Source organism: Klebsiella sp. 1SOBk10mer, from assembly GCF_046602535.1.
Taxonomy (GTDB): domain Bacteria; phylum Pseudomonadota; class Gammaproteobacteria; order Enterobacterales; family Enterobacteriaceae; genus Klebsiella; species Klebsiella quasipneumoniae.
Map to the genome: position 1 here is coordinate 59,390 of NZ_JBKIUP010000003.1, position 18,813 is coordinate 78,202.

Genomic DNA, 18,813 nt, shown 5'->3' on the forward strand with positions numbered 1-18,813 from the left:
CGGAAAACAACAGAGATCGCGCAACGATCCAGCCCGCCGCCGTAGTCCAATCCGAATCACTGACCCACACGGTGAATTCCTGATTCTGGCGGGAAACACAGACATGCACCAAAGTTTTAATCAGCGCGTTCATTTCTATTACTGCGTCCTGGTCGCGCTGAAGATGCACGGAAAGTCGAAAAAGTCGGGCGGTATCCGAGGAAAGAACAACTTTCTGCTGAAATGGCTGCGCCGGGCGCAGGATAACAACATTTTCCATCCCGATATCACCAGTGAAATCGAATGGCTGCGCGGGAAGATTATTCAGGCCGGCTACGATACCGATCTCGAGCCGATGCTGGATTTTGTTTACGCCACCGCCAGCCGCGCCGAAGCGCTGAAGAACGCCGAATAAGCCACTGCGCCCGCTGCGGGCGCAGATGCTGACCAATCCGCTTCCCCTCACAATGTGCCCATACCGCACGCGATAGCCTGCTGATGCCATTTTATCTGTGACAGTGTCACGCTGCCAGGTGCTGCAGGGGATCATTTCCCCTGACAGGCGGCCCTGGGCGTTCTATGCTTTGCCCTGTCTCCCTCACACAGGACAACGCCCGATGGCTGACTGGAATCCTTCGCTGTATCTGCAGTTTGACGCTGAGCGCACCCGCCCGGCGGCTGACCTGCTTTCCCGTATCGCTCACCTGCAGGTAGAGAGCGTCGTTGACCTCGGCTGCGGGCCGGGCAACAGTACCCGCCTGCTGCGTGCCGCCTGGCCGCTGGCGGCGATCGTCGGTATCGATAACTCCCCGGCCATGCTGGACCAGGCGGCGCGGGCCTTACCCGACTGTGAGTTCATCGAGGCCGATATCGCCAGCTGGCGGCCTGCGCAACCGCCAGACGTGATCTATGCCAACGCCTCGCTGCAGTGGCTGGCGGATCATGAGACGCTGTTTCCGCATCTGGTGAATCAGCTGGCGGATAAGGGTACGCTGGCGGTGCAGATGCCGGATAACTGGCAGGAGCCCTCCCATACTCTGATGCGTCAGGTCGCCGGCGAGCTGGGAATGCCGGACCGCGGCCGCCAGCCCTTGCTTCCGCCGGACGCCTGGTACGATCTGCTCACCCGACAGGGCTGTGAAGTTGATATCTGGCGCACCACCTATTTTCATCCGCTCGCTTCTCATCAGGCGATAGTCGACTGGCTGCAGGGCACCGGATTGCGACCTTATCTGACGGACCTCGATGAGCAGGCCAAAAGCGCCTTTCTGACCCGCTATTTGGCATTGTTGGCCGACCACTATCCGTTACAGTGTAACGGAATGGTGCTTCTACGCTTTCCACGTCTGTTTATCGTGGCGCGAAAAATAGCCGCCTGACGGTTGCCTTGAGCGTGGCGTAAAACATAACCAATACATAAGCAAGTCGAGCCAGCAAACATTCCTGTTTTTCAGGATCAATTATCCTGAACATTGCGATATTCAACACCTTCCTCAGCGTGCGACAGTGACGACCACTTCAACCTGTAACGGGAGTCACCATGGATACCACCCCTGTCGATCGCCACACGCTGGCTGCCATTGCGCCAAAACTGGCAGAACTGACCGAAACGGTGCTGTTTGGCGATATCTGGGCGCGCAGCGAGCTGTCGCCCCGGGAACGCAGCTTAATCACCCTCTCCGCCCTGACGGCGCTGGGCAAAACCGAGCAACTGCCCTGGCATATCGCCTACGGCTATCGAAATGGCCTGAGCCAGAAGGAAATTGTCGAATTATTTACCCACCTGGCGTTCTACGCCGGCTGGCCGGCGGCGGCCAGCGCCCTGACCTGCCTGAACGCGCCGGAGGCGCCATGCCTCTGACCCGTATTTCGCTTGGTACGGCATGGCGTCCCGCGGAGTTTGCTCAGCTGTCGGCGCTATTCCATGAGTGTCTGGTGGCGGAGTTTGCCGTGCCGCCGGCGGACAAATTTCAGTTTATCGAGCAGACCGCCGACGGGCAGCGCATTTACGACCCGCATTATCTTAGCGGCGGTCGCAGCGACCGCTTCGTGCTGTTTCATATTTTCGCCGGAAAACCGCGCCGCCGGGCGCAAAAACAGGGTCTCTATCGTCGGCTCTGCGCGCGGTTAGCCGATGAGATGGCGGTCAGCCCGCAGGACGTGATGGTGGTGATCCAGTTTAACCAGCTGGAGGACTGGAGTTTTAGCGCCGGCAAAATGGCGGGTGAATAAGTCAGGCGGCGCCTGCAAGGGCGCCGCGATTCAGGCTATTTAGTTGCTACCAGGCGAGATGATGCACCAGTGACAGATCCCAGGCCGTCGCCAATAGCGAAAGAAACATTATCAGATTGACCACTGTTTCGAGACGTTTTTCCATCGTTGCTTCTCCTGAGCCTGTTTCCCCTGTTATAGCGGGAAAAGCTTAACAGCATCTTATCGCTTCAGGAGTCAAGGGTGATCCTGTAGCGTACATAATCGTCAGCTGGGGTGAATTCATCATACAGGTGGCGGGCGGGATTATCACGGCGAGTATGCCAGTACAGACGTGACCAGCCTTGATCAGTCCCTTCGGTTTGCAGCGACTTAATCAGCGTTCTGGCAATGCCTTGTCCGCGGAAAGCTGGATCGACGAACAGATCCTCCAGATAGCAGATCGGCGTGGTGACCCAGGTGCCTTCGTGCAGAATGCAGATAGCGAATCCCACCACCGTATCATTCACCACTGCGACCCTGCCCAGCACGGGTGAGTTCACGTCCAGCATCCGCTGCCAGGTGCATTCGGTCACCTCTTCCGGCTGCGGACTGCCGTAGAAGTGGGTATAGCCTTCCCAGAGCTGAAGCCATTCGGCTTTGTCATGCGGCCTTACTTCCCGGATATCGATGACCATGCGAGTTTCCTTACAGATGAATGAATTAGCCTGCGAACATTGGCAGGAACCAGGTATTAAGGCCATTATTTTCCTGCGCAGATATTTGTTCAAGCGGCTTAACCATAATTCCCGCCTGCGCAGGGCGATTTGGCACTAAAAAGCCTATTGCAGCGGGGCTGCTGACCGGCTCTATCGGGACAATAAAAAAGTATGTTGTAACTAATTTGAGTGCCAATAAACCCGGCCGCAGCCGGGTGAAGAGACTCCGCTATCAGCAGAGCGGCCTGACGGCGTCGCGCATCCCGCGGGTCAGAATAGCGTCAAGGTCAGCGGCGACCTGATCCACCAGTCCGGGGATCTGGCTTAGATCCTGCTCCCAATGGGACTCCACGCTGAGCACAGCGGAAACCAGCTCGCGGGTGCTTATCTGACCGTCGCGATGGCGGGCCCAGAGCGTCTGGTAGCGCGTCAGCCAGTCAGCATCATCCTGTACCGGATAGCTTGTCCCCTCCCGCTCTCCTCGGTAGAAGGCGATCAGCGCCGCCAGCGCGAAGGTCAGGCGCGGCGGCAGCGTGCCATGCGCCTTCTGCCCTGCCAGCAGCTGCGGCAGAATACGGGTGCGGTACTTGGTCATGCCGTTGAGGGCGATCGACAGCAGCTGATGTTTGATATAGGGATTGCGGAAGCGCCCGGTCACGGCGCTGGCGAATGACACCAGCTCATCGCGCGGCAGGTCCAGCACCGGAATAATCTCGTCATAAATCGCTTTTTCGACAAACGCGCAAATCTCCGCGTCGTTCATCGCTTCGCCGACGGTATCGATTCCAGCCTGGAAGGCCACCGGCACCAGGGCGGTGTGCGCCCCGTTAAGGATCGCCACTTTGCGCTCTTTATAGGGCTTGATATCGTCGACGATACGCACATTCAGCGGCAGCTTATCGAGACGCAGCTCGCTGGCCAGCGAAGCGGGCCCCTGGATAACAAACAGATAGAAGTGCTCAGCGGTATCGAGGAAAGCGTCTTGATAGCCGGTTTGCGCCTCCAGAGCCGCCACTTCATCGCGCGGATAGCCGGTCACAATGCGATCCACCAGGGTGGAACAGAAGGTGTTCGCCGAGGTGAGCCAGTTGATAAAGTCCTGCGGCAGCTGCCACTCGGCGGCATAGCGCAGGACCAGGGCCTGCAGCGCCTCACCGTTATAATCGATCAGTTCGCAGGGGATAATCACCCATCCCTTATCGGCTGCGCCGGCGAAATGCTGGTAACGCTCAAACAGCAGGCGGGTTAGTTTCGCCGGATAGCTGACCGGCGGCGCGTCGTCAAACCGATCCCCGGCATGGTAGCTGATGCCTGCCTCGGTGGTATTGGAGAAGACAAACCGTATCTCCGGGTTATGCGCCAGTCGTAAAAAAGCGTCGTAGTCAGCGTAAGCGCTGATTTCGCGGTTGACCGATCGGATCAACCGCGCGTCGCTAACCGCTTCGCCCTGCTCGTTGAGACCACGGATAATGGTGGTATAGAGGCCGTCCTGGGTGTTCAGCGACGGTGGAAAATCCGTGTCAATGGGGCGAACGACCACGATGCCCGCATTCAGGTCGGTATGCTCGTTGAGCAGGTCGATCTGCCAGTCAACGAATGCGCGCAGGAAGTTGCCTTCACCAAACTGGACGATACGGTCAGGGTACTGCGCGCCGGGGAAATCACGACGGTTTAATGTTTTCACAATGGGTTCCCTCTAATAGTAGTCATACAACCTGATTAATTGGTCCAATAAGTTATCAGGTTTTACGACCACTGAAACCCTGTTTTGATCAAAGCATTCTGCAATAGCGGCCGTCAGGGCAGAAACTTATAGAACAGCGAGGTGGCAGTCATCTTGCCGTCTGGCATCAGCGCATAGCGCGGAATTTCCCCCACTTTTTCCCAACCGCAGCGAACATAGAACTGCTCCGCCCCGCTGCCGGTCGCCGTGTCCAGCACCAGCACTGTCTTCCCTTCCCGGCGAGCGGTTTGCTCCAGCTCCGCCATCAGCGCGTTGGCAATACCCTGGCGGCGGGCATTTTGGTGAACCAAAAGTTTGGCGACATCCGCACGATGCGGCTGATTTTCCGGCTGGCTGATAATCAGCTGCACGGTGCCGACGGGGCGCGAGTCAGCGTCAAGGGCGGCCAGCACGATGCGCTCCCCGGCCGCCACGCTGTCAGCGGTACGTTGCCAGAAGGTCGTCGCGGTTTGCAGACTGAAAGGCAGCATAAAGCTCACCGAGGCGCCGCCGTTAACGCAGCTGGCCAGGATATCGCTTAATGCCGGAAGATGATGAAGAATATCGTCACGCGACAGCGTGCGCAGTGAAAAGGATGTGGTCATAAGAGCTCCCTGTTATCGACCACATCACTATGTTTTTAACCAAAAATTAACACAAGAGAGATCCTGATAGGATTTTCTTATGGCGCACTTTCGGTGAGCGCCGGCATACAGATGCGGTTACGGCCGGTCTGTTTGGCTTTGACCATTTCATCATCCGCCGCCAGCAGCAGCTGGTTAAACAGTTCGGTAATCCGGGCGTGGCCCACCTCGCGGGTCTCCAGTCCCATACTGATGGTCAGATGGATCGGGTTCTGACCGAGGCCGAAGGGTTGCGACTCCACACCGTGGCGGATCTTCTCCGCCAGCACATAGCCCTGCTGAGCGCTGTCGACGACGGCGGCCACCGCAAACTCCTCGCCGCCGATACGGGCAACCATCCCCTGCTCGCCCACCAGGTGTCGAACCTGCTGGGCAAACTGGGTCAGCACGCAATCGCCGCCTTCATGGCCCAGAGCATCATTCACTCGCTTGAAGCCATCGATATCCAGCACCATCACCGTCAGCAGCTTATCCGCCGGCAGCGCCTGGCGCTTCAGCGCCTCGCTCAGCCCGGAACGGGAATAGACGCGGGTCTGGAAATCAAAATCAGCGCGCAGGGCCAGCTGCTTCACCAGCATGTTAATCGCCTCGACGCTGGAGGCGACGATCACCGGGCTTATCAGCATAGCCGCGATCCCCAGGCGGGTGGAAAACAGCTGCCACGGCTGCATTCGCGTATCCGGCGAAAAGTGAATTAACGAGTTGGCCACCAGCAGTATCTCGCCGATGCCGGTGAGAAAGGTCAACAGGCAGGTCAGCGGCAGCGGATAGCGCACGGCGCACCAGATCAGGGCCGGTAACGGGAAGGTAATGCTGCCGGCGCCGCCCACCGCCACGCCGAGGGCAATCGACAGCACCAGCGCCAGCGCTGGCAGCAGCTGGTGAAAGCGAAAACCGCTTAACGCGGATGGCAGCGTCAGGGTCAGAATAAACGGCAGGATAAGCACCGCCGTCGAGAACTGCTCGCTAAACCAGTCCGCCAGCTGGGGAATAAAGGTGGCGCGCTCGACGTCCACCGACCCCAGCGCGCCGACCGCTGCGCACAGCAACGCGGCTAACAGACAGAAACAGAATAAATTAAGCGCGTTAATCGGGCCTGGCATGGAATCGGCGCGTCGTTTATCCCACAGCACCAGCTGTGCCAGGGTCACAATAAAGACAATATTGGAGAAGTTAATCAGCAATGAGGCAAAGCCCATTCCCCAGCGCGAGGTTAATCCGTCATAGACCAGCATTGCCGCAAAGCAGACGGCATAAAAATAGCTGCGATTAAGCCATACGTAGCGCGCAAAAATCCCGGCCATCACGGCGTTGAGCGGCCAGAAGAAAGAGAGCTCCTGCACCAGACGCAGCATGGCGCCCAGAAAATGCAGCAGTAGCGTTAACGTAAATAAGACCAGTGCATCGCGCACGGGTTGTTCTTCACGAAACAGCGTAAATGACCGAATCGACAGTGAAGACATTCAGTAATTATCCGTCTAATTGTTTCAGGCAATTATTATGTTAATAGTTAGTTAGCGGATTATCATAACATGAGAATATTTATCAGGCATACTCCGGCGCCGATCAAATGCAAATTAGCGCACAGACGGCGCGTTCATCTGCAGCACCAGCCAGCGGTGGATCACCTGCACAATATAGCGCTGTTCCTGCTCGCTCAGCGCGCGGCCGTGGGGAATGGCGTGCCATTTTTCCAGGCAGCCGCGACAGCAGGTGGCGGTCGCGTGCTGGGCGATAAACACCGGGTGACCGCGCATCGGCGTCTGCTTGCCATCATTGGCCGGCGCGGCGGGCGCCAGCCGCTGGCGAATAAAATCGGCGGCGTGCTGGTCGATGACCTCCGGTCCCTTATCGAGACAATATTGCCGCTCTTTCCCACCCAGCCGGAAGCGCGAACGAAACGTCGAGCGCGCCAGACGAGCAAACAACCGATCCTGATCGACCATCAGAACACCGACCTCCCCAGCCGCTGAGTCAGTTTCTCCAGCAGCGCCACCCCGGCCAGCGAGTTACCCGCCTCGTCAAGCTCCGGGCTCCACACCGCGATCGCCATCTCCTGCGGCACGATCGCCACAATTCCGCCGCCGACGCCCGATTTCGCCGGCAGCCCCACGCGCCAGGCGAACTCGCCGGCGTTCTGGTACATGCCGCTGGTCATCATCAGGGCATTCACCTGACGGGACTGGATAGGCGCGATAACCGGCTTTTCCAGGTGCGGGGCGATGCCGCGATCGGCGAGGAAGAGAAAGGTTCGCGCCAGCTCGACGCAGCTCATCTCCAGCGAACAGTAATGAAAATAGTTCTGCAGCACGGTGGTGACGTCGTTATGGAAGTTGCCGAAGGATTTCATCAGCCAGGCGATGGCGGCGTTGCGCGCCGAATGCTCAAACTCAGAGCGGGCCACCAGCGGATCGTAGGCGATATCGGCCACGCCGCTGAGGCGGCGGACTATCTCCAGCATCCGCTGACGCGGCGCACTGAGCCGGCTCTGCAGCATGTCGCAAACTACCAGCGCCCCGGCGTTGATAAACGGGTTGCGCGGTTTACCCTGCTCGATCTCCAGCTGCAGCAGCGAGTTAAACGGCTGTCCGGAGGGATCTTTCCCCACCCGCTGCCAGATCTCTTCTTCCTGATAGTGGTTCATGGCCACCACCAGACTCAAAACTTTGGAGATCGACTGGATGGAGAATCGTTCATGCGCATCGCCGGCGGCAAAATGTTGCCCGTCCACTGTACTGATAGCGATGCCAAGCTTGTCGCCGCTGACGCTGGCCAGCGCCGGAATATAATCCGCCACTTTACCGCGGCCAATCAGCGGCCTGATTTCTGCCAGAATGGCTTCCAGCATTGCGTTATTGATCACCGTCGCCACGCGCGGCTCCTTGCCCACCGTCGAATTTTGGTGGGCGAGTATAGCAGACGAGAACGACGGTCGTCAGGGGCAAACGCAGATTAGCGACGGTCTTTCCAGACGGTCTGCGCATTGCAGAACTCGTGCAGACCAAAATGCGACAGTTCACGACCAAAACCGCTCTTCTTCACGCCGCCGAAAGCCACCCGGGCGTCGCTGGCGCAGTAGCCGTTAAGGAAGACGCCGCCGCACTCCAGCTCGCGGGCAAAGCGCTGAGCCTGCGCCTCGTCGGTGGTGTAGACCGTTGCTGACAGGCCAAATTCGCTGTCGTTGGCAAGGGCCAGCGCGTGGTCCGCATCTCGGGCGGTGGTCAGGGTCGCCACCGGACCAAACAGTTCCTGGCGGAAGCCGGTCATTCCGGCGGTGACGTTGCCCAGGACCGTGGGCGCGTAGTAATTGCCCGCCCCTTCGATTTTCTCCGCCCCCAGCAGCAGGGTCGCGCCTTCATCGAGGGTCGCCGTGACCTGCTGGTGCAGTTCATCGCGCAGATCGAATCGCGCCATCGGCCCGACGTAATTCTGCTCGTCGCGCGGATCGCCCATCTTCAGCGCCGCGACGGCGTCGACAAATTTGCGGGTGAAGGCTTCGGCAATGCCGGCTTCGAGGATAAAGCGTTTCGACGCGGCGCACACCTGGCCGCTGTTCTGATAGCGGCCGGTGACGGCGGCCTTTACCGCTTCATCCAGATCGGCGTCGTTCAGGACGATAAAGGGATCGGATCCCCCCAGCTCGAGCACGCATTTTTTCAGCGCTGCGCCCGCCTGAGCGCCAATCGCTTTTCCGGCGCGGACGCTGCCGGTGACGGTCACCGCCGCGATGCGGTCGTCATTGATAATCTGCGAAACGCCGTCATTGGTGGCATTGACCCAGCCAAAAACCCCCTCCGGCAGGCCGGCGGCGGCAAAAATTTCGCCCAGCAGACGGGCGCTGCCCATTACGTTAGGGGCATGCTTCAGCAGGTAGCTGTTGCCGGCCAGCAGGATCGGCACCGCGCCGCGCAGCACCTGCCAGACCGGGAAATTCCACGGCATCACCGCCAGAATGGCTCCCAGCGGACGATATTCGATCACCGCCTGGTTATTTTCCACCAGGGTGGCTTCGGTCGCCAGCATCGCCGGGCCATGTTCGGCATACCAGTCGCAGAGGTTGGCGGATTTCGCCACCTCGCCGCGAGCCTGAGCAATCGGTTTGCCCATCTCGAGCGTGATCGTCTGGGCCACCTCTTCACCGCGGGCGCGCAGCTCGGCCCCAATGCGGCGCAGCGCGTCGGCGCGTGCGGCGAGCGGCGTCTGACGCCACTGGCGATAACCCGCCGCGGCGAGAGCGATAGCCGCGTCGACCTCGCGTTCGCTGGCCCACGGCAGCGAGGAGACCACCTCACCGGTAGTCGGGTTGACGGAGACGGCGTGCGTTGCAGATAAATTCATCGTTATTCTCTCTCTCGTTGCTTGCGAAGTGAGCGTATTCTGGCTTACCTTTCCATTCATTGAAAATGAATAATATTAAGCAACGCATTCACAAAAGAAGAATGGTATGGACCTGACTCAACTTGAGATGTTTAACGCTGTCGCCAGCACCGGCAGCATCACCCAGGCGGCGCAAAAAGTGCATCGTGTGCCGTCCAACCTCACCACCCGCATCCGCCAGCTGGAGGCTGATCTTGGCGTTGAGCTGTTTATTCGCGAGAACCAGCGGCTGCGCCTCTCCCCCGCAGGCCACAGCTTTTTACGCTACAGCCAGCAGATCCTCGCCCTGGTTGACGAGGCGCGAATGGTGGTGGCGGGCGACGAACCCCAGGGGCTGTTCTCTCTCGGTTCGCTGGAGAGCACCGCGGCGGTGCGGATCCCCACCACCCTGGCCCACTTTAATCAGCGTTACCCGAAAATTCATCTCGCCCTCTCCACCGGCCCCTCCGGGACGATGATCGACGGCGTGCTGGAGGGAGCCCTGAGCGCCGCGTTCGTTGATGGACCGCTGGTGCATCCGGGCCTGGAGGGGCTGCCGGTGTTCCCTGAAGAGATGATGATCGTCGCCCCCTACGGCCACGCGCCCATCGCCCGCGCCAGCGAAGTGAACGGGGCAAATGTCTACGCTTTTCGCGCCAACTGTTCCTACCGCCGGCATTTTGAGAGCTGGTTCCATGCCGACAGAGCGACCCCGGGCAGGATCCACGAGATGGAGTCTTACCACGGGATGCTGGCCTGCGTGATCGCCGGCGCGGGCCTGGCGTTGATCCCGCGCAGTATGCTGGAAAGTATGCCCGGCCATCAGCAGGTATCCGCCTGGCCGCTGGCGGAAGAGTGGCGCTGGCTCACCACCTGGCTGGTGTGGCGCCGGGGCGCCAAAACCCGCCAGCTGGAGGCGTTTATAGCGCTGCTGAACGAAGATCGGCGAACAGCGGTTTCTCCATAAACACGCTGAGCGGATCGGGCTGGTAAGGGGCAAACGCGCAGCGGGTCTGATAGCCGTTGCGCGTATAGAGGGTGATGGCCGCATGCTGATGGATGCCGGTCTCCAGGCGCAGAGTATGGCAGTCGCGCTGCCGCGCTTTCTCCTCCAGGGCCGCCAGCAGCTTTTCTCCCAGCTGCTGTCCGCGGTGCTGTGGATCGATATAGACCCGCTTCATCTCGCCAAAACCTTCAGCGCTGAGGACAATGGCCCCGCAGCCAACGGCTTCGCCCTGCGGACTGCGAATCGCCAGGGCGATCACTGTCTCCGGCGGCAGCTGGCCGAGGTCCAGCAGATGGTTGCTCTCTGCCGGGTAGAGTGTCTCCTGCCAGGCGTCGAGGGCGGCAATCAGGGCGGTAAATTCGGCGTCGGTGGGGGCGATGTCGGTAACGGTATACATAGGTGAGCTCCTTTTTTTACGCCACTGTAGCGCGCCTCAGGACGGTTTCCGCCATAGCATTAACTTATATTGCCGCCAACCACTTGCGCTAACTCACTGAAACACAGTAATTTTATCCCCTGCCGTTCGTTTTTGAGAGCTGAATATGCACACCAAAGCCCGTAAAGTGATGATTATTGGCGCCGGCAACGTCGGCGCGTCGGCGGCCTACGCGCTGCTCAATCAGAGCATCTGCGAGGAGCTGATCCTCGTCGACATTAACCAACAGCGCGCCGAGGCACACGCTCAGGACCTCAGCGATGCCGCGGCCTATCGGCCGGGGATGATGACCATCTCTACCCGGGAGGCTAGCGACTGCGCTGATGTCGACATCGCGGTGATCACCGTCTCCGGCGGCGCGCTGCGTCCAGGCCAGAGCCGACTGGATGAACTGACCACCACCGCGAAGATAGTGAAGCGCATCGTGCCAACGATGATGGCCAATGGGTTTAACGGCATCTTTCTGGTAGCCACGAACCCCTGCGACATCATCACCTGGCAGGTATGGCAGCTCTCCGGCCTGCCGCGCAGCCAGGTGCTGGGCACCGGCGTCTGGCTGGATACCACCCGCCTGCGCCGTCTGCTGGCGCAGGAGCTGAACATTGGCGCCCAGAGCATCGACGCTTTTATCCTCGGCGAGCACGGCGACACTCAGTTTCCGGTTTGGTCGCACTCCTCGGTGTATGGCTCGCCGATAGCCGACCTCTACCAGCAGCGCACCGGCCGGCCGCTCGACCGCGAGGCGATGGCCGACAAAGTGCGTAAGCTGGGGTTTGAGATCTACGCCGGGAAAGGCTGTACGGAATATGGTGTGGCAGGCACCATCGCCGAGATCTGCCGTAATATTTTTACCGGCAGCCACCGCGCGCTGGCGGTCTCCTGCATTCTTGACGGTGAGTACGGGGTCTGCGGCGCAGCGGCTGGGGTGCCGGCGGTGCTGGCCCAGGGGGGCGTGGAGCAGATTATCGAACTGCGGCTCGCCGACGAAGAGCAGGCGAAGTTCAGCCAGTCGATTGCGGTAATCAAAGCCAATATCGCGCGTCTGCCCTGATGGCAGACGGCGACGTCTGGTTCAGTCGGCAATGATCAGCTGTGGGGAAAGGGTCACCAGCGCCTCGCGGGTCGCTTCCGGCAGGTGGCTGTCGGTAACGATATCGGTCAACGACTCCAGCGGGGCAATGTTGAACAGTGACCAGGCACCGTATTTCGAGCTGTCCGCCAGCAGGATGCGCCGGCGGGCATTGGCCATCAGATCGCGCTTCAGGGCGGCCTTCTCTTCCGTCGGGGCGGTGATCCCTTTCTCAAGGTCCCAGCCGTTGCAGCTGACGAAGGCGAGATCGGGCCAGATGGCCTGCAGCAGGCGGCGGCCGTGATCGCCAATGCACGACTGGCTGCTGTCATCGATGCGGCCGCCGATAATCGTCACTTCAATCTGCTTAAACTCCGACAAAAACAGGGCGATATGTAAATCGCTGGTGATCACCCGCAGCGGCAGATGGGTGATCTGCCGCGCCAGTTCAATCATGGTGGTGCCGGCATCAAGCACAATGGCGTCGCCGGCTTTCACCAGCGCTGCCGCCGCGCTGGCGATCGCCTGCTTTTCCAGCGGGCTGCGCTGGGCTTTCTCCAGCGTCGTCGGCTGGGCAGGAATAAACCGGTTTAACGTCACCCCGCCATGCGTGCGGCTGATCACCCCTTCCTGATCGAGTTTGATCAGGTCACGGCGAATGGTGGCCGGCGAGGCGTTGGTCGCCGCCACCAGCTGGTCGACTGTCACCAGATTATGGCTTTTCAGGAAGTCCATAATCTGCTCTAACCGGTTATATCCCTTCATGTTATTCCTGCGCGATGTGCATGGCGAGCTCAATGGAGGTTGCCATGCTCTCAGACTTCGCTTTACCTGTCCAGGCAATATCAAACGCGGTGCCATGATCCGCAGAGGTGCGGATAAACGGCAGCCCGGCGGTGATATTCACCCCATCATAGAATCCCAGCAGCTTCAGCGGGATGTGCCCCTGGTCGTGATACATCGCCACCACCATGTCGTACATCCCCTCATGACACTGCATAAACACCGTATCCGGCGGACAGGGGCCGGTCACCTCCACGCCCTGCGCCCGCATGGCGGCCACCGCGGGGGCGACGATGCGGATCTCTTCATCGCCAAACAGGCCGTTCTCCCCGGCGTGCGGGTTGACGCCGGCGACCGCAATACGCGGACGCGGATAGCCGACGCGGCGCAAAAACCGATCCGCCACGCCAATCACCGTCTCAATCCGCGGCTGGTTGAGGGTATCGAGGAACTGGCGCAAGGAAATATGGGTCGTGATATGGATAACTTTAAGTTTCTCGGTATACAGCACCATGGCGTAATCTGTAGTCTGCGTCAGGTGGGCCAGCAGTTCGGTATGGCCGGGATAAGCGTGCCCGGCGAGATGCAGCGCCTCTTTATTCAGCGGTGCGGTAGCGATGGCCGCGACCGCGCCCTCCAGTGCGAGGGCGGTCGCCCGTCTGATGCAACGAAATGCCAGATCGCCCGCCTGAGCCTGGACTTCACCAGGACGCAGCACCTGCGGATCGCTGAGCGGTTCATCGATAACGTTAATCGTCGCCGGGGTAAATACTGCTTCGGCGGGATGGTCGATGATGCGCAGCTCCACCCGCGGCGTGATATTCAGCGCCAGGATCCGCCGCAGCGTCTGCGCGCAGCCTACCACCACCACCGGCGCGCCGCTCAGCGCCCCCTCGGCGAGGGATTTAATAATAATCTCCGGACCAATACCTGCCGGGTCGCCCATTGTGACTGCAATCATTTTAGACACTCAGTTTCTCCTCAATAAAATTCACAACATGTAACAGCGTGGTGTCGGTGCCGAATCCTCCGGCTTTGGTCATCACCGGCCGCGACCAGCGGCCACCGAGAAAATGTCCGTAAGGAACGCAGGCCGCCACCCGGCCACGGATCTGGAAACCGCTGGCACCCAGCGCGTGCGCGACGGCGATGGCTACATCACCACCGGAAAGATACAGCGCGCCCGGAGGGCACTGCGCCACCGCCTGCGCCGTGACGTCGGCAAGCCAGGCGCAGATGCGCTCCCCGTAGGCCGCGCGGCTGAGGCCATGTTCGCGACACTGGGCTTCAATCCCGTGCCGGGCGGCGTGATTCGGGCGGGTGGTCACCACGCAGTGCTGCCCCTCACGCAGCACCTCGGCGATCCGCGAGGCTTCCTCCTTCGGCGATCCGCTAAAGGCCTGTTCGACATCAATTTCAATCTTCCTCACTCGGGAATGAGCCTGCAGCGCAGCGACCTGGCGCTGCGCCATCTCGCTCATCGAACCAACCACCGCCAGCAGAGGCCCCTGCTCGCTGCGGCGAAGGCGGCGGGCCAGCGCCTCGCAAAGTCCCGCCGAGCCAACCAGCAGCGTCTCTCGCGCATGGGGCGCGACGGCGTCGATCACCTGATCCAGTTGGCTGTCTTCCCAGGCGTCGACAATCAATACTCGCTTCTCCTCGCCCGCCATCGCTAATGCCGCCGGGAGCTGGGTAGCGTTCAAGGTCAGACAGGGAAGACGGCTCTGCATGGCGATAATTTCGCTAATCTCCGCCCGGCTCACCGGCGTTTTCGGGTCGCTGGCAAATTCGGTCTGATCGAGGGCCACCCCATACACATAGCAGCGTCCGTCACGGGTATGCCGCCCGGCCGCCGGATACGCCGGCGCCACCACCGCCACCCGGCAGTTCTGCACCGCCATCATGGCCTCCAGCTCGGCTGCGGGGTTCCCGCGCAGCGTGGAGTCGATCTTCTTTACCTGCCAGTGTGGGACGAATGTCGCTGCGTCGCGCAGCAGACCGGTGACCTTGTCCGCCGCTGCGGCGGCGCTCATCGCCCGGCTGTCGCTGTTGAGAATTAATGCCCGCACGGAGGACGTCTGCCCGGCGGTGAATGCCACTTCCACCGCCATTCCCGCCTCTGCGAGGCTGACCCCGGCGTCATTGGCCCCGGTAAAGTCATCCGCCAACACCAGCACGTTGTTATTGCCGTCGTTCATTGTCCTGCCTTGTGGTCGATGAAATTATGAATTGATTATATTCAATCATAATTGATTAAATGTGAGCAAGCTCAAGTTATTAACCCGCCGTATAAATTATAACTTTCCCCACCAGACGAGTTCCATAACTCACGAATGATTGAAAATAATCAATTGCTACCAAGGAGAAACGCGTGGCGACGATACACAGCACGATTATCAGCGGGGCGGGTGCCTCATCGGCTCTGCTCCCGTTATTGGCCGGTAAAACCTCTATCCTGCTGGTGACCGACAAGAACGTCGGGGCGCTGGAAGCAACCCAGGCGATCCATCGTCTGCTGGCGGCTGAGGGGCGTGTAGTTGAGGTCATTGACACGGTACCGGCCGAGCCCAGCCATCACGATGTGGCGCAGATCGTCAGCCAGCTCGACGCCAGCCAGCCACAGTTAGTTGTTGGCATCGGCGGGGGAAGCGTGCTGGATGTAGCAAAATTGCTGTCCGTACTTCTGCACCCTGAGGCGCCCGCTCTGACGGCCCTGCTGGCAGGCGAGCAGCCGCAACGACGGATCGGCTCATTGTTAATCCCGGCCACCGCCGGGACCGGCTCCGAAGCGACGCCGAACGCCATTCTGGCAATCCCCGAGCAGCAGACCAAAGTGGGGATCATCTCCCCGGTGCTCCTGCCGGACTATGTCGCCTTGCTGCCGGAGCTGACCACCAGCATGCCGGCCAGCATCGCGGCGTCGACCGGCATTGATGCCCTGTGCCATCTGCTGGAGTGCTTTACCTCCACCGTCGCCAACCCGGTAAGCGATAACGCCGCGTTAATCGGTTTGCACAAGCTGGTGCGCCATATCGAACGCTCGGTGAATCAGCCGCAGGATCTGACGGCGAAGCTGGAGATGCTCTGGGCCTCGTGGTACGGCGGCGCGGCGATTAACCATGCGGGCACCCACCTGGTACATGCGCTCTCCTATCCGCTCGGCGGCACCTGGCATCTGCCGCACGGAGTGGCCAACGCCATTCTTCTGGCGCCCTGTATGAGGGTGATCCGCCCCCACGCGGTGGTGAAATTTGCTCAGGTCTGGGATCTGATCCCCGACGCGGATCGCACGCTCAGCGAGGAAGAGAAATCCCATGCGCTGGTCGCGTGGCTGGCGGCGCTGGTCAAACGCTTACCGCTGCCCGATAACCTCGCCGCTCTCGGCGTGCCGCAGGAGAGCATTCCCGCCCTCAGCGCGGCGGCGCAAAACGTTAAACGCCTGATGAACAATGCCCCCTGCAGCGTCAGCCGCGAAGAGATCGCGGCCATCTACCAGACGCTGTTTCCAGAACATGCCTAACAGGAGAAAGTAAAATGAGGAAAGCTATCAGCGGCGTACTGACCGCCATCGTCACCCCCTTTACCGTCGAGGGCGCGCTTAACCTGCCAGCGCTACGCCAGCAGGTGCAGCGCCAGATCGCCGCGGGCAACGGTATTTTCTGCGGCGGCACCAACGGCGAGTTTTTTGTCCTCAATGAGGAAGAGAAGATCGCCGTCGCCAGAACCTGTGTGGAAGAAGCGGCCGGTCGCGTCCCGGTGGTGGCCCATATCGGGGAGGTTTCCACCCGCGAGACTCTCCGGCTGGGCCAGCAGATCGCCCGCCTCGGGGTTGATGCGGTATCGGCCATTACCCCGTGGTTCGTGCCCTTGAAGCAGGAAGAACTGATTAACCACTATACGGCGATCGCCGACGCGCTGAGTGTCCCGCTTTTTCTTTACAACATTCCCGCCCGCACCGGGAACACCATTGCCCCGGAGACCGCGCGTCAGCTGGCCAGGCACGAGAATATTGTCGGCATTAAGGATAGCGCCGGCAGCTACGACAGCCTGAAAGGTTTTCTCGACGCGGTGCGCGATATCGACGGTTTCGACGTTCTGAACGGACCGGACTCGCTTATCCATCAGGGATTTGTCGACGGCTGTTCGGCGTGCATCTCGGGGCTTGCCAACGTCGCGCCCGCGGAAATTAACGCCATCTGGTCGCGCTTTCACGCCGGGGATATCGTCGGATCGCGCCAGGCCCAGGAGCAGGTAACGGGCCTACGCACCGATCTGTATAAAGTGGCGTTCTCGCCTGCGGCGGTGAAGAAAGCTCTGCAGCTAATGGGTCATGAGGTGGGCGACAGCCGCTACGCGGTGCAGTTCAGTGACCAGCAGCTGCAGGAAATTCGCGGCATCATTGCCCGTTATTTAGCGTAATACCCGCTGCGTTTCGTAAATAAAACAGACCGGGTACCGTCGTACCCAGGATTCGTACGCCCAGAGAGAGGCTAAGATGAATCATTTTACCGCTGAAGATACCTTTATTATTGTCGGCATTGTCATTGCCTATATTCTGTTTACCACCTGGCTGACATTCCGTATTCGTAGTAAAAATTCCGGGGATTTTATGGAAGGCTCGCGCGCCATGCCGGCCTTAATTGTCGGTATATTACTGATGTCGGAATATATTGGTGCCAAATCAACCATCGGTACCGCTCAGGCCGCCTTTGAGAGCGGCATTGCCGCTTCATGGTCCGTGCTGGGGGCAGCCATCGGTTTCCCGCTGTTCGGTTTGATTCTGGTAAAACGCATCTATAACACCGGGAAAATCACCATCTCCGGCGCTATCGCTGAGAAATATGGCACCAGTACCAAAAATATCATCTCCCTGATCATGATTTATGCGCTGTTGCTGGTTAACGTGGGCAACTACGTCAGCGGCGCCGCGGCTATCTCCACCGTCTTAAAAGTCAACTTACCCGTGGCCGCCTTTATTACCGCCATCGTCAGTACCTTCTATTTCGCTTTCGGCGGCATGAAAGGCGTCGCCTGGGTCACCATGTTACACAGCGCGTTAAAATACGCCGGACTGCTGATCATTCTGGGTTTTGCTCTGTCCAAAACCGGCGGCTTCACGCCGATGATTGAGAATATGCCGGATTACTACTGGACGTGGGATGGCAACATTGGCGCTGGCACCATCTTCGCCTGGCTTATCGGCACCATCGGCTCCATCTTCTGCACCCAGTTTGTTATCCAGGCGATCAGCTCCACCAAAGATGTCCGGTCAGCAAAGCGTTCCACCTGGATCGCCTTCTTTTTCTGCCTGCCCATCGCCCTTGCCATCGCTATCATCGGCGTGGCGGCGAAATATCTGCATCCGGAAATCAACAGCCTGTACGCCCTGCCGGTATTTCTGCAGGACATGAACCCGTGGCTGGCGGGACTCGTGACAACGTCACTTGTGGCCTCGATATTCGTCAGCGTTAGTACCGTTGCCCTAGCCATTGCCTCGCTGGTGGTGAAAGATTTCTACGTGCCATGGCGTAACCCGACCCCGGACCAGGAGTTCAGAGCCACGCGCTGGGCATCGTTAATTATCGGCTTCCTGCCGCTGGTCTTTGTGCTGCTGGTGCCGGAAGTGCTGAAACTCTCCTTCTTCACCCGCGCCATACGCCTGTCCATTACCGTGGTGGCGGTTATCGCCTTCTACGCACCGTTTTTCCGGAGCACCCGCGGCGCCAATGCCGGTCTGATCGGCGCCTGCGTGGTGACCTCCGTTTGGTATTTACTTGGCGATCCGTTCGGCATCAATAACATGTATGTCGCCCTGGCGACCCCGGCGATCATTATGGTCCTCGATCGCTTGATCCCGAATAAATCACAATCATCTCCTGCCCCTGTTGAGCAACGTGGAGTCTAAAAC

General features: G+C 59.7%; 20 protein-coding genes. 9 read left to right on the top strand and 11 right to left on the bottom strand.

The features are described from left to right. Positions 1-103: 103 nt before the first annotated feature. The 4 genes from ACLH1I_RS10190 to ACLH1I_RS10205 all read left to right on the top strand — a co-directional run bounded on the left by ACLH1I_RS10190 (position 104) and on the right by ACLH1I_RS10205 (position 2,211). Positions 104-394 carry a hypothetical protein gene (locus ACLH1I_RS10190; protein WP_004205945.1) on the top strand — a complete coding sequence of 97 codons (291 nt, stop codon included), beginning with the start codon at positions 104-106 and terminating at the stop codon, positions 392-394. A gap of 202 nt (positions 395-596) precedes the next feature. After that, positions 597-1,358, top strand: coding sequence for a trans-aconitate 2-methyltransferase (gene tam / locus ACLH1I_RS10195; RefSeq protein ID WP_064794846.1), 762 nt, complete (start codon positions 597-599; stop codon positions 1,356-1,358). Positions 1,359-1,519: 161 nt separating this feature from the next. Next, the gene (locus ACLH1I_RS10200) at positions 1,520-1,840 is read left to right on the top strand and encodes a carboxymuconolactone decarboxylase family protein (RefSeq protein ID WP_064794845.1); all 321 of its coding nucleotides are present in this window, start codon (positions 1,520-1,522) and stop codon (positions 1,838-1,840) included. Next, a complete protein-coding gene (locus tag ACLH1I_RS10205) occupies positions 1,831-2,211 on the top strand; it encodes a tautomerase family protein (RefSeq protein ID WP_004205951.1) in 381 nt (126 codons plus the stop codon). The genes ACLH1I_RS10200 and ACLH1I_RS10205 overlap by 10 nt, the downstream gene beginning before the upstream one ends. 209 nt (positions 2,212-2,420) lie before the next feature. Here ACLH1I_RS10205 and ACLH1I_RS10210 read toward each other — a convergent pair whose 3' ends face one another. The 7 genes from ACLH1I_RS10210 to sad form a co-directional block, all read right to left on the bottom strand. Further along, positions 2,421-2,867, bottom strand: coding sequence for a GNAT family N-acetyltransferase (locus ACLH1I_RS10210; RefSeq protein ID WP_017900367.1), 447 nt, complete (start codon positions 2,865-2,867; stop codon positions 2,421-2,423). A 253-nt stretch (positions 2,868-3,120) separates the two neighbouring features. Beyond that, positions 3,121-4,572, bottom strand: coding sequence for a tagaturonate reductase (locus tag ACLH1I_RS10215; protein ID WP_049003684.1), 1,452 nt, complete (start codon positions 4,570-4,572; stop codon positions 3,121-3,123). Between the two features lie 113 nt (positions 4,573-4,685). Further along, entirely contained in the window at positions 4,686-5,216 is a 531-nt protein-coding gene (locus ACLH1I_RS10220) for a GNAT family N-acetyltransferase (protein WP_032456019.1), read from the bottom strand. A 77-nt stretch (positions 5,217-5,293) separates the two neighbouring features. Next, positions 5,294-6,718 carry a GGDEF domain-containing protein gene (locus ACLH1I_RS10225; RefSeq protein WP_004205958.1) on the bottom strand — a complete coding sequence of 475 codons (1,425 nt, stop codon included), beginning with the start codon at positions 6,716-6,718 and terminating at the stop codon, positions 5,294-5,296. A gap of 114 nt (positions 6,719-6,832) precedes the next feature. Beyond that, positions 6,833-7,201, bottom strand: a complete 369-nt coding sequence (locus tag ACLH1I_RS10230; RefSeq protein WP_064190025.1) for a DUF4186 domain-containing protein — start codon at positions 7,199-7,201, stop codon at positions 6,833-6,835. Beyond that, the gene (glsB, locus tag ACLH1I_RS10235) at positions 7,201-8,127 is read right to left on the bottom strand and encodes a glutaminase B (RefSeq protein ID WP_004205960.1); all 927 of its coding nucleotides are present in this window, start codon (positions 8,125-8,127) and stop codon (positions 7,201-7,203) included. The genes ACLH1I_RS10230 and glsB overlap by 1 nt, the downstream gene beginning before the upstream one ends. An 80-nt stretch (positions 8,128-8,207) precedes the next feature. After that, positions 8,208-9,593, bottom strand: a complete 1,386-nt coding sequence (gene sad, locus ACLH1I_RS10240; RefSeq protein ID WP_004205961.1) for a succinate-semialdehyde dehydrogenase — start codon at positions 9,591-9,593, stop codon at positions 8,208-8,210. Positions 9,594-9,699: 106 nt separating this feature from the next. On the opposite strand from sad, the gene ptrR reads away from it, so the two are divergent. Beyond that, positions 9,700-10,578, top strand: a complete 879-nt coding sequence (gene ptrR, locus ACLH1I_RS10245; RefSeq protein ID WP_032456014.1) for a putrescine utilization regulator PtrR — start codon at positions 9,700-9,702, stop codon at positions 10,576-10,578. Here the strand turns inward: ptrR and ACLH1I_RS10250 are convergent. Continuing rightward, complete coding sequence (locus ACLH1I_RS10250) at positions 10,532-11,014, bottom strand: GNAT family N-acetyltransferase (protein WP_017900361.1); 483 nt, start codon at positions 11,012-11,014, stop codon at positions 10,532-10,534. The two genes, ptrR and ACLH1I_RS10250, sit on opposite strands and share 47 nt — an antisense overlap. Before the next feature lie 145 nt (positions 11,015-11,159). On the opposite strand from ACLH1I_RS10250, the gene ACLH1I_RS10255 reads away from it, so the two are divergent. Next, positions 11,160-12,104 (top strand): L-lactate dehydrogenase, encoded by a 945-nt coding sequence (locus ACLH1I_RS10255; protein ID WP_017900360.1) that lies wholly within the window; start codon positions 11,160-11,162, stop codon positions 12,102-12,104. Positions 12,105-12,125: 21 nt separating this feature from the next. Here ACLH1I_RS10255 and ACLH1I_RS10260 read toward each other — a convergent pair whose 3' ends face one another. From ACLH1I_RS10260 to dtnK, 3 genes are read right to left on the bottom strand one after another with little or no spacing between them, the layout of a single operon-like run. Beyond that, entirely contained in the window at positions 12,126-12,887 is a 762-nt protein-coding gene (locus ACLH1I_RS10260; RefSeq protein WP_048324158.1) for a DeoR/GlpR family DNA-binding transcription regulator, read from the bottom strand. 1 nt (position 12,888) lies between these two features. Then, positions 12,889-13,875, bottom strand: a complete 987-nt coding sequence (locus ACLH1I_RS10265; RefSeq protein ID WP_064794843.1) for a D-threonate 4-phosphate dehydrogenase — start codon at positions 13,873-13,875, stop codon at positions 12,889-12,891. Continuing rightward, positions 13,868-15,103 carry a D-threonate kinase gene (gene dtnK / locus ACLH1I_RS10270; RefSeq protein ID WP_064794842.1) on the bottom strand — a complete coding sequence of 412 codons (1,236 nt, stop codon included), beginning with the start codon at positions 15,101-15,103 and terminating at the stop codon, positions 13,868-13,870. The genes ACLH1I_RS10265 and dtnK overlap by 8 nt, the downstream gene beginning before the upstream one ends. 173 nt (positions 15,104-15,276) lie before the next feature. Between dtnK and ACLH1I_RS10275 the strand changes: the two genes are divergently transcribed. The 3 genes from ACLH1I_RS10275 to ACLH1I_RS10285 all read left to right on the top strand — a co-directional run bounded on the left by ACLH1I_RS10275 (position 15,277) and on the right by ACLH1I_RS10285 (position 18,810). Further along, a complete protein-coding gene (locus ACLH1I_RS10275; RefSeq protein WP_060655797.1) occupies positions 15,277-16,425 on the top strand; it encodes an iron-containing alcohol dehydrogenase in 1,149 nt (382 codons plus the stop codon). Positions 16,426-16,439: 14 nt separating this feature from the next. Next, on the top strand, positions 16,440-17,324 hold the full coding sequence (locus tag ACLH1I_RS10280) for a dihydrodipicolinate synthase family protein (RefSeq protein ID WP_064150080.1): 885 nt from the start codon (positions 16,440-16,442) through the stop codon (positions 17,322-17,324). A gap of 76 nt (positions 17,325-17,400) precedes the next feature. Next, positions 17,401-18,810: a sodium:solute symporter family protein gene (locus tag ACLH1I_RS10285; protein ID WP_048324146.1), complete on the top strand. Its 1,410-nt coding sequence runs from the start codon at positions 17,401-17,403 to the stop codon at positions 18,808-18,810. Positions 18,811-18,813 lie beyond the last annotated feature (3 nt).